Below are 9,903 nucleotides of genomic sequence, written 5' to 3'. Positions count from 1 at the left end.
CGGGCCCGGGGGGGGGGGGGGGGGGCGCGCCCCGGGGGGCGCCCGCGACCGGGGGGGCCCGCCCGCCCCCCCCGGGGTTGCCCCCGCCCCCCGGCCGGTCGGCGGTCAGACGTTGAAGCGGAACTCCACCACGTCGCCGTCCTGCATGACGTACTCCTTGCCCTCGATGCGGGCCTTGCCCTTGCTGCGGGCCTCGGCGATGGAGCCGGTCTCGACCAGGTCGTGGAAGGAGATGACCTCGGCCTTGATGAAGCCCTTCTGGAAGTCGGTGTGGATGACACCGGCGGCCTCGGGGGCGGTGGCGCCCTTCTTGATCGTCCAGGCCCGGGTCTCCTTGGGGCCGGCGGTCAGGTAGGTCTGCAGGCCGAGGGTCTCGAAGCCGACCCGGGCGAGGGTGGCGAGGCCGGGCTCGTCCTGGCCCATCGACTGGAGCAGCTCCAGCGCCTCCTCGTCGTCCAGCTCGATCAGCTCGGACTCGATCTTGGCGTTGAGGAAGATCGCCTCGGCGGGGGCGACCAGGGCGCGCTGGGCGTCCTTGAAGTCCTCGTCGGCGAGCTCGTCCTCGTCCACGTTGAAGACGTAGAGGAAGGGCTTGGCCGTGAGCAGGTGGAGCTCGCGGATCGGGGCGGTGTCGAAGCCCGCCTCGAAGAGGGTCTTGCCGGTCTCCAGGATCGCCTGCGCGGCCTCGGCCGCGGCCAGCACCGGGGCGGTGTCCTTCTTGAGGCGCGCCTCCTTCTGCAGGCGCGGCAGGGCCTTCTCGACGCTCTGCAGGTCGGCGAGGATCAGCTCGGTGTGGATGGTCTCGATGTCGTCCTTGGGCGAGACCTTGCCGTCCACGTGCACCACGTCGGGGTCGGTGAAGGCGCGGACGACCTGGCAGATCGCGTCCGACTCGCGGATGTTGGCGAGGAACTTGTTGCCCAGTCCCTCACCCTCGCTGGCGCCGCGGACGATGCCCGCGATGTCGACGAAGTCGACCGTGGCGGGCAGGATCCGCGCCGAGCCGAAGATCTCGGCGAGCTTCGCCAGACGCGCGTCGGGGACGCCGACGACGCCCACGTTGGGCTCGATGGTGGCGAACGGGTAGTTGGCCGCCAGCACGTCGTTCTTGGTCAGGGCGTTGAACAGGGTCGACTTGCCGACGTTCGGCAGGCCGACGATTCCGATCGTGAGCGACATGAAGCGGTGTCCCGTGGGCTTGGAGGGCGTGGAGCGGCGCACCGGAGGCGGCCGATCCCCCAGTCTACGGGGCGCCGCCGCCCGGCCCGGCCGGGCTCCGCGACTGCGGTCCGCCACCGGGCCGCTGCTCCGTCCGGGGAGCGGGCGAACGGGGACACGACAGAACCTGCGGGAGGGAATTACACAGTGTGGCGATGATCTTACCGTACGTTGGACGGGTGGAGCAGAGCATCCGTACCCAGCCGCCCGGCCCCCGGCGGCGCCCGCCGTCGCGGGGCACCGACCGGGCCGTCGTCCCCGCGCCAGCCGCACCCGCCGACTCCCGGCTGCGGACGGCCTCCGGGGACGGCTCCCGGCCCCGGGCGCGGCTGCGCCTGCCGTGGCCGGGCCGCGACCGGGCCCGGACGGGCCGCCCCGCGCGGCTGACCGCGATCGGCACCGGCGTCGCGGCGGTGGCCGGCACCCTGCTGGCCGCCGGGCTGGACCGGCTGCTCTCCGGGGGCCTCGGCCTGCTGTTCGGGCTGGGCTACCTGGTGGTCTGCTTCCAGCTGGCCGTCCGGGTCCGCTTCCCCGACCTGCCGGCCGCACCGATCAGCGGGCCGATCGCCTTCGCGCTGGCGCTGCTGGTGGTCGGGCCGGTCACCGCGCCCGGGCTGACCGGCCAGCTGGTGGGCCTGGCCGGCGGGCTGGCCGTCCGGGCGGGCTGGCTCTTCACCGGCACCGGCCTCGCCGGGCTGATCTGCGCCGCCCGCTGGGTCGCCCAGCGCCGGCTGCGGCGCGCCCGCTGACCGCGGGCGACGCTCAGCCGGCCTTGGCCGCGGCCATCGCGGCCCCGACGATCCCGGCGTCGTTGCGCAGCTCCGCCGGGACGACCTCCGCCTCGCGCTCCTTGAGCAGCGGCAGGAACTTCTCGTGCTTGCGGCTGACCCCGCCGCCGACGATCACCAGCTGCGGGGAGAACAGCATCTCCACCACGTCGAGGTACTCGTCGACGCGCACCGCCCACTGCGCCCAGGAGAGCTCGTGCCGCTCCTTGGCCGCGGAGGAGGCGCGGCGCTCGGCGTCCTTGCCGCGCATCTCCAGGTGGCCGAGCTCGGTGTTGGGCACCAGGGCGCCGTCGACGAACAGGGCGCTGCCGATGCCGGTGCCGAAGGTGAGGACCAGCACCACCCCGCCGCGGCCGCGGCCCGCCCCGTAGGCGACCTCGGCGATCCCGGCGGCGTCCGCGTCGTTGACCAGGGTGGCCGGCAGGTCCAGCGCCTCGCGGAACAGGCCCTCGGCGTCCAGGCCGATCCAGTCCTTGTCGACGTTGGCGGCGGTGCGGGTGCGGCCGCCGACCACGACACCGGGGAAGGTCAGGCCGACCGACCCCTGGTGGTCGAAGTGGCGGACCACTTCGCAGACCGCCTCGACGACGGCGTTGGGCGAGGCCGGACGGGGGGTGAGCACCTTGAACCGCTCCTCGGCGAGCGCGCCGCGCGCGAGGTCGACCGGTGCGCCCTTGATCCCCGAGCCGCCGATGTCCACACCGAAAACCGTCGCCATTGCCGCGCCTCCGTTGTCCACAGCCTGTGCACAAACCTACGGGCGCCGGGCCGCCGCCGCCCGCTGTGTGCTACCCGGCGGCGGACAGCACGAAGCCCGGGCCGCGGTCGCGGCCCGGGCTCCGGGGCGGGTCAGAGCTTGCCGGCGGCCTCCGCGCGCAGGTCGCGGCGGAGCTCCTTGGGCAGCGAGAAGATCAGGTGCTCCTCGGCGGTCTTGACCGTCTCCACGTCGGCGTAGCCGCGGGCGGCGAGGAACTCCAGCACCCCGTCGACCAGCACCTCGGGCACCGAGGCGCCGCTGGTGAGGCCGACCGTGGTGACGCCCTCCAGCCAGGCCTCGTCGATCTCGTCGGCGAAGTCGACCAGGTGGGCCGCCTTGGCGCCGTACTCCAGGCCGACCTCGACCAAGCGCACCGAGTTCGAGGAGTTCTTGGAGCCGACGACGATCAGCAGGTCGGCCTCGGGGGCGAGCTGCTTCACCGCGACCTGGCGGTTCTGGGTGGCGTAGCAGATGTCGTCGCTGGGCGGCGAGACCAGCAGCGGGAAGCGCTTCTTGAGCTCGCCGACGGTGGCCATGGTCTCGTCCACCGACAGGGTGGTCTGGGAGAGCCAGACGACCTTGGACTCGTCGCGGACCTGCACATGGGCGACGTCCTCGGCACCGTCCACGAGGTGGATGCGGTCCGGGGCCTCGCCCATCGTGCCGATGACCTCCTCGTGGCCCTCGTGGCCGACGAGCAGGATGTCGTAGTCCTCCTCGGCGAAGCGGACGGCCTCCTTGTGCACCTTGGTGACCAGGGGGCAGGTGGCGTCGACCGTGGCGAGCTTGCCGGCCTTGGCCTCGTCGTGGACGGACGGGGCGACGCCGTGCGCCGAGAAGACCACGATCGAGCCCTCGGGCACCTCCTCCGTCTCGTCGACGAAGATCGCGCCCTTCTTCTCCAGGGTCTGCACGACGTACTTGTTGTGGACGATCTGCTTGCGGACGTAGATCGGCGCCCCGTACTGCTCCAGGGCCTTCTCCACGGCGATCACGGCGCGGTCGACGCCCGCGCAGTAGCCCCGGGGGGCGGCGAGCAGGACACGGCGCTGAGCAGTGGTGGACATGGCTCCATCGTACGGGCGGCCCGGCGGCGCGCCGACGCGACCGGCCCGGCGGCGGACGGCGGGCGGTGCTGGAATGGGCGGGTGGGCGATGCACGGGCGGAGACCGGGGACGGCGGCGGGCTGCGGCGCAGCCTGGGCGTACGGGACCTGCTGGTGTACGGGCTGCTGTTCATCGCGCCGATGGCGCCGGTCGGCGTGTTCGGCGTGCTGGACGCCAAGAGCCGCGGCGCGGTGGCGGCGGTGTACGTCGCGGCGACCGTGGCGATGGGCCTGACCGCGTTCAGCTATGCGCAGATGGTGCGGGCGGTGCCGCGCACCGGCTCGGTGTTCGCCTACGCGCGGGCCGGTCTGGGCGAGGTCCCGGGCTTCGTGGCCGGCTGGATGGTGCTGCTGGACTACCTGCTGATCCCGGCGGTGGCGTACCTGTTCTCGGGGATCGCGCTGCACTCGCTGGTGCCCGGGGTCTCGCGCTGGGTGTGGACGGTGCTGGCGGTGCTGCTCACCACCGGGCTGAACCTGGCCGGGGTGCGGCCGGCTGCGGTGGTCGGCCTCGCGGTGCTGGCGCTGGAGATCGCGGTGCTGGCGGTGTTCGTGGCGGCCGCGGTGGTGGCGCTGGCGCAGGGCGGCGCCACCCGGGGCTGGGCCACGCCGTTCACCGCGGTCGGCGAGTTCTCGCTGACCGCGGTGGTCTCCGCGGTGTCGGTGGCGGTGCTGTCGTTCCTGGGCTTCGACGCGGTGGCGACCTTCGTGGAGGAGGCGGTGGGGGCGTCCGCGGCGGTGGCCCGGGCGGTGCTGTGGTGCCTGGCGCTGGCCGGCGTGCTGTTCGTGCTCCAGACGTACCTGGCAGCGCTGCTGGAGCCGCTCTCGCCGCAGCGGCTGGCGGCGGACCCGGCGGCGCAGGGGTCGGCGTTCTACGACACGGTGGAGAGCGGCATCGGGCACTGGCTGCACGTGCTGGTCGCGGCCGCGAAGGCGGTGGGGGCGGCGTTCGCGGCGCTGGCCGGGGAGGCCGCGGCGGCGCGGCTGCTGTTCGCGATGGGCCGTGCGGGGCGGCTGCCGCGGATGCTCGGCGCGGTGGAGCAGCAGACCGCGGTGCCCCGGCGGGCGCTGCTGACCGCGGCCGCGGTGACGCTGGCCGCGGCGGCCTGGGCGGCGAGCCGCGACGACGGGCTGGACCGGCTGACCTCGGTGGTGAACGTCGGCGCGCTCACCGCGTTCGCCCTGCTGCACGCGTCGGTGATCGGCTGGTACGCCGTGCGGCAGCACTCGCAGCACTGGCTGCGGCACGTCGTGGTGCCCGTCCTCGGCATCGCCGTGATCGTGGCCGTGCTGGTCGAGGCGGCGGGCAGTGCGCAGCTGGTGGGCGCCGTCTGGCTGGCGGCCGGGCTGCTGGTGCTGGCCGTCAACGGGGCGGGCGTCCGAGGGCGGCGCTAGATTCTGCGGCATGGCGAACAGCAGCTCCCCCGAGTCCCCGGTCCCGGTCGGCAAGGTGTCGGCGCTGATCGGCGGCTGGATCGACCGGCTGGGCGAGATCTGGGTCGAGGGGCAGATCGCGCAGCTGAACCGGCGGCCGGGCGCGGGCATGGTGTTCCTGACGCTGCGGGACGCGGAGCGCGACGTGTCGCTGACCGTGACCTGCTTCCGGTCGGTGTTCGAGCAGGTCGCGGACGTGGTGCAGGAGGGCTCGCGGGTCGTGCTGCACGCGCGGCCCGAGTGGTACACCGCGCGCGGCACGCTGTCGCTGCGGGCCTCGGAGATCCGCATGGTGGGCCTCGGCGAGCTACTGGCCCGGCTGGAGCAGCTGAAGCGGCGGCTCGGCGCGGAGGGCCTGTTCGACGCGGAGCGCAAGCGGTCGCTGCCGTTCCTGCCGCACTGCGTGGGCCTGGTGACCGGCCGCGGCTCGGCCGCCGAGCGGGATGTGCTGGAGAACGCCCGGCGGCGCTGGCCCGCCGTCCGCTTCGAGGTGCGCAACGTGCTGGTGCAGGGGCAGAGCGCGGCGGGGCAGGTCGCCGCCGCCGTCCGCGAGCTCGACGAGCACCCCGAGGTCGACGTGATCATCGTGGCGCGCGGCGGCGGCAGTGTGGAGGACCTGCTGCCGTTCTCCTCCGAGGAGCTGGTGCGCACGGTGGCGCAGGCCCGCACCCCGGTGGTGAGCGCGATCGGCCACGAGCCGGACCAGCCGCTGCTGGACTACGTGGCCGACATGCGGGCCTCCACGCCCACCGACGCGGCCAAGCGGGTGGTGCCGGACGTCGGCGAGGAGCTCGCCCGGGTGCACCAGCTGCGCGACCGCGCCCGGCGGCACATGGTGGGCCGCATCGAGCGGGAGCTGGCGGGCCTGGCGGGGGTGTGCAGCCGACCGGTGCTGGCGGCGCCGCGGCAGCAGCTGGTGGACGGCCGGGCGGCGGAGGTGACCGGGCTGCTGCAGCGGGCGCGGCGGGTGGTCGGGCACCGGCTGGACCACGCCCAGTCCGACCTCGGGCATGCGCTGGCGCGGGTGGTGGCGCTGTCGCCGCTGGCCACCCTGGAGCGCGGGTACGCGGTGCTGCAGCGGGCGGACGGCGCGGTGGTGACGGATCCGGCGCAGGTGGCGGCCGGCGAGGCCCTGCACGCCCGGGTCGCCGAGGGGGGCTTCGAGGTGACGGTCCGTCCGGACGGCGGGTAGGCCCGGCCCTGCGGGTCCGGCCGGCCGCGGCGCACCGCGGGCGGGGCTCAGTCGGAGCCGATCCGGGGGCAGGGGTCGGCCGGCCGGCTCATCGACTCCTGGACGAGGGCGTTCCACTCGCGGCTGAGGTCGGCGAGTTCGGCCTGGGCGCGGTCGGCGGCCTCGTGGGCGTGCCGCAGCTCGCGGTGGACGGCCTCCAGCAGCCGGATCAGGGCGTCGGCGCCCAGCTGCGGCGGCTGCGCCGGGGGCAGTGCGGCGGCCTGGCGCGCGGCCAGCTCGTCCTGACGGCGGGTCCGCTCCTCGGCGTCGCGCATCCAGCGCCGCATCCGGGCCAGCGCGATCTCCGTGGTGACCAGTGCGATCACCGCCAGGCAGCCGAGCACCGGGACCCACTGGGTGTCGTAGGTGCCCGCGACGATCAGGGCGACCCCGCCGACCGCCCCCGCCGCTCTGACGGCGTCGGCCGCCGCAGGCGAGATTCTCCGCATACCGGCCTCACCTCTGCGTGTGCATGGTGCCTCACCCGTGCCCCGATTCCGGTGGAAAAGGGCCGCGCTCACTTTCCCGTTGCAGGCCGATCCCCTGCGCGATGGTGGCGAGGAGGAATTTCCGGATCATGGGATGGGTGACACCCCAGGCGTCCAATGCTTCCTCGGGAGTGATGGGTGAGCGTACTCCCGTCGAAAGATCATTGGCGGAATCCTCGGAAATTACCCCGCCGCGCACCAGCAACTCGTGCAGCCCGAGGTGCACGACCTGCGCGATTCTCTCGAATTGCGAGGGCCTCGGCAGGGTCTCGCCGCGCAGCATGCGCCCGACCGCCGAGGCGCTCATGCCGGTGTCCCTGGCGAGGGCGAGCCGGCCGCCCGCACCCGGTCTGAGGTCGTATCCGGCGCGCTGCGCGGCCTCGTGCACCACGGCCCCGAAGCGCTGGGCCGGAGTGGTCTGCGAGTCGGTGCCCTCAGTCGGCTGCATGGCGGGCAGATTAGCGCGTGTCATGCCCACCGACCAGGCGCTTGCATGAGTGCAAGCGAACGCCCGGTAACGGCACCCCGAAATAAAGGGCCGATCGAGCACCCCGACACCGGAATCCGGGAATCGCTTGCACGCATGCATGCCCACTCGTATCGTGGCGGGACCTACTCCCCCGGAGGTCCGGCATGGATGGGACACCACTTCTGATCGAAGCCGCCAAGGCGGGCGACCCCGACGCGTGGGCCGAGTTGTACCGCCGTTATCGAGGACCCGTCCTCGCGTTCCTGACCAGGCGCACCGGGAATCGCGCACTCGCCGAGGACCTCACCCAGGACACCTTTGTCCGCGCAATGGCCTGCATTGGCGGCTACCGCTGGACGGGCAAGGACATGGGGGCCTGGATAATCACCATCGCCCGCAACATCATGTTCGACCACGACAAACGCCGCGCCACCCGCAGCGAGTCCACGGTGGCCGCGGTCGACGATTCCGACGCCGGAATCTGCGTCGAGGACCTGGCGCTCTCCGCGGTCGAGGCGCAGCGGATCTGCTCGGCACTGTCCACGCTGACCGAGCGCCAGCGGGCCGCCCTGACGCTGCGCTACCTGGACGACCTGAGCTCGCGCGAGGTCGCGGCCGCGATCGGCATCCGGGTGGGCGCGCTGAAGACGCTCACCTACCGGGCCCGCAGCAACCTGCGCCGCACGCTGGAGCACCCGCGGCACACCGGCCGCCGCCCCGCCCGGCTCGCCGGCCCCCGCTGAGCGGTCTGCGCCGAAAGGCCTGCGGCGAACGGCCGCTGACGCACCGTCCGGCTCAGTCGACCAGGAGCCGGGTGCGGGAGAGCGGGATCGCGTGGTCCGCGAAGCCGAGACTGCGGTAGAGGTCCGAGCCCCCGGCGGTCGCGTGCAGGTCCACCCGGGTCACCCGCTGCCCGTCGAACCACTCCAGCAGGGCCGCCGTGCAGGCCCGCGCGAGGCCGCGCCGCCGCTGCCCCGGGTCGGTGCAGACGTTGAAGACGAAGCCGAACCGCCCGTCCGGGTGGCCCGGCGCGGGCAGCCGGTGCTCCAGGGTGCCGACCGCGCAGGAGGCCAGCCGCCCCGGCCGGCCGGGGTCGTCCACCACGAAGGCCTGCAGGGTGCGTCCGGGCGCGGCCAGGCGCTCACGCAGCACCGCCTCGGCGGTGTCCCGCCAGCCGCCGGGCCCGTCGGCGCCGGCCGCCGCGGCCGACCCCATCGCCTCGAACATCAGGGCGCGCAGCCGGACGAGTTCGGGCGCGTCGGCCGGCGTCGCGGGCCGCACCGCGGGCCCGGTCGGCGGCTGGACGGGTGCGGCGGAGGTCGTCATGCGCGGAGGCTACCGAGCCGGTCCACGGCCGGGCACCCGGTTTTGTCCGCCGCACCGCCTACGCTGGCGCCATGGCAGATCAGGAGCAGGCGGGCCCCGCGGCCCCGGCGGGCCCGGCCGACGACGACGGCCTCGGGTACGAGCAGGCGCGCGACGCCCTGCTGGAGGTCGTCCGGCGGCTGGAGACCGGCGGCACGCCGCTGGAGGAGTCCCTGGCGCTGTGGGAGCGCGGCGAGCAGCTGGCCAAGGTGTGCCAGCGCTGGCTGGACGGCGCCCGCGCCCGGCTGGACGCGGCCCTGGCCGCCGAGGAGGAGTCCGGCGGGCGGTGAACCCCCGCACCCGGCGCGGGAAGTGACCTGTATCACCCCGACCGAGGGAATAGTTTAAGATTCATCTACTGTTGGGATCCCGTGGACGGCAACTCCGGCCGCCCGGCACCGCTCACGCTTCCCACGGGATGGATCTCCTCATGACCCTGGCACTCGACACCGCCGCCCAGGACCTGCTCTTCCGCGAGGCCCGCACGGCCAACACCTTCACCGACGAGCCGGTCAGCGACGAGCAGGTCCAGGCCATCTACGACCTGGTCAAGTTCGGTCCGACCGCGTTCAACCAGCAGCCGCTGCGCATCGTCCTGGTCCGCTCGGACGAGGGCCGCGAGCGCCTGCTGAAGCACATGGCCGAGGGCAACCGCGCCAAGACCGCCACCGCCCCGCTGGTCGCCATCCTCGCCCAGGACAACGAGTTCCACGAGGAGCTGCCGAGCCAGCTCCCGCACTTCCCGCAGGCGAAGGACATGTTCTTCTCCGAGCGCCCCGTCCGCGAGGCCTCCGCCACGCTGAACGGCGCCCTGCAGGCCGGCTACTTCATCATCGGCGTGCGCGCCGCCGGCCTGGCCGCCGGCCCGATGACCGGCTTCGACGCCGCGGGCCTGAACAAGGAGTTCTTCGGCGACGGCGAGCACTCGGTGCTGGCCGTGGTGAACATCGGCAAGCCGGGCGAGAGCGCCTGGTTCGACCGCTCCCCGCGCCTGGCCTACGACCAGGTCGTCACCACCGTCTGACCCGCGCCGCCGCCCGCGGGCGG

At 74.0% G+C, this 9,903-nt stretch carries 12 protein-coding genes; 6 read left to right on the top strand and 6 right to left on the bottom strand.

Translation table 11 applies throughout. The features are described 5' to 3' along the window. Positions 1–105: 105 nt before the first annotated feature. Positions 106–1,179: a redox-regulated ATPase YchF gene (gene ychF / locus ACFV0G_RS17145; RefSeq protein WP_380547573.1), complete on the bottom strand. Its 1,074-nt coding sequence runs from the start codon at positions 1,177–1,179 to the stop codon at positions 106–108. A 218-nt stretch (positions 1,180–1,397) separates the two neighbouring features. Between ychF and ACFV0G_RS17140 the strand changes: the two genes are divergently transcribed. Next, positions 1,398–1,967, top strand: a complete 570-nt coding sequence (locus ACFV0G_RS17140) for a DUF6542 domain-containing protein (protein WP_380547570.1) — start codon at positions 1,398–1,400, stop codon at positions 1,965–1,967. A gap of 13 nt (positions 1,968–1,980) precedes the next feature. Here ACFV0G_RS17140 and ppgK read toward each other — a convergent pair whose 3' ends face one another. After that, on the bottom strand, positions 1,981–2,724 hold the full coding sequence (gene ppgK / locus ACFV0G_RS17135; RefSeq protein ID WP_380547567.1) for a polyphosphate--glucose phosphotransferase: 744 nt from the start codon (positions 2,722–2,724) through the stop codon (positions 1,981–1,983). A 131-nt stretch (positions 2,725–2,855) separates the two neighbouring features. Then, positions 2,856–3,830: a 4-hydroxy-3-methylbut-2-enyl diphosphate reductase gene (locus ACFV0G_RS17130; protein ID WP_380547565.1), complete on the bottom strand. Its 975-nt coding sequence runs from the start codon at positions 3,828–3,830 to the stop codon at positions 2,856–2,858. Positions 3,831–3,911: 81 nt separating this feature from the next. Here ACFV0G_RS17130 and ACFV0G_RS17125 point away from each other — a divergent pair, with 81 nt between their 5' ends. Then, positions 3,912–5,264 (top strand): APC family permease, encoded by a 1,353-nt coding sequence (locus ACFV0G_RS17125; protein WP_380547562.1) that lies wholly within the window; start codon positions 3,912–3,914, stop codon positions 5,262–5,264. A 10-nt stretch (positions 5,265–5,274) separates the two neighbouring features. Then, positions 5,275–6,495: an exodeoxyribonuclease VII large subunit gene (gene xseA / locus ACFV0G_RS17120; RefSeq protein ID WP_380547559.1), complete on the top strand. Its 1,221-nt coding sequence runs from the start codon at positions 5,275–5,277 to the stop codon at positions 6,493–6,495. Positions 6,496–6,542: 47 nt separating this feature from the next. Here the strand turns inward: xseA and ACFV0G_RS17115 are convergent, their stop codons facing one another. Then, positions 6,543–6,983, bottom strand: a complete 441-nt coding sequence (locus tag ACFV0G_RS17115) for a hypothetical protein (protein WP_380547556.1) — start codon at positions 6,981–6,983, stop codon at positions 6,543–6,545. A 31-nt stretch (positions 6,984–7,014) separates the two neighbouring features. Continuing rightward, a complete protein-coding gene (locus ACFV0G_RS17110) occupies positions 7,015–7,470 on the bottom strand; it encodes a helix-turn-helix domain-containing protein (protein ID WP_380547553.1) in 456 nt (151 codons plus the stop codon). Between the two features lie 185 nt (positions 7,471–7,655). Between ACFV0G_RS17110 and ACFV0G_RS17105 the strand changes: the two genes are divergently transcribed. Next, positions 7,656–8,234, top strand: a complete 579-nt coding sequence (locus ACFV0G_RS17105) for an RNA polymerase sigma factor (protein WP_380547550.1) — start codon at positions 7,656–7,658, stop codon at positions 8,232–8,234. Positions 8,235–8,286: 52 nt separating this feature from the next. Here the strand turns inward: ACFV0G_RS17105 and ACFV0G_RS17100 are convergent, their stop codons facing one another. Next, on the bottom strand, positions 8,287–8,817 hold the full coding sequence (locus ACFV0G_RS17100; RefSeq protein WP_380547547.1) for a GNAT family N-acetyltransferase: 531 nt from the start codon (positions 8,815–8,817) through the stop codon (positions 8,287–8,289). Between the two features lie 71 nt (positions 8,818–8,888). Here ACFV0G_RS17100 and ACFV0G_RS17095 point away from each other — a divergent pair, with 71 nt between their 5' ends. Next, positions 8,889–9,146 (top strand): exodeoxyribonuclease VII small subunit, encoded by a 258-nt coding sequence (locus ACFV0G_RS17095; RefSeq protein WP_380547544.1) that lies wholly within the window; start codon positions 8,889–8,891, stop codon positions 9,144–9,146. 140 nt (positions 9,147–9,286) lie between these two features. Then, positions 9,287–9,880: a malonic semialdehyde reductase gene (locus ACFV0G_RS17090; protein ID WP_380547541.1), complete on the top strand. Its 594-nt coding sequence runs from the start codon at positions 9,287–9,289 to the stop codon at positions 9,878–9,880. The last annotated feature ends 23 nt before the right edge of the window (positions 9,881–9,903 follow it).

Source organism: Kitasatospora sp. NPDC059571, from assembly GCF_042735675.1.
Taxonomy (GTDB): domain Bacteria; phylum Actinomycetota; class Actinomycetes; order Streptomycetales; family Streptomycetaceae; genus Kitasatospora.
The sequence above is the reverse complement of the archived record's forward strand: the minus strand, read 5'-3'. Positions and strand labels throughout refer to the sequence as shown.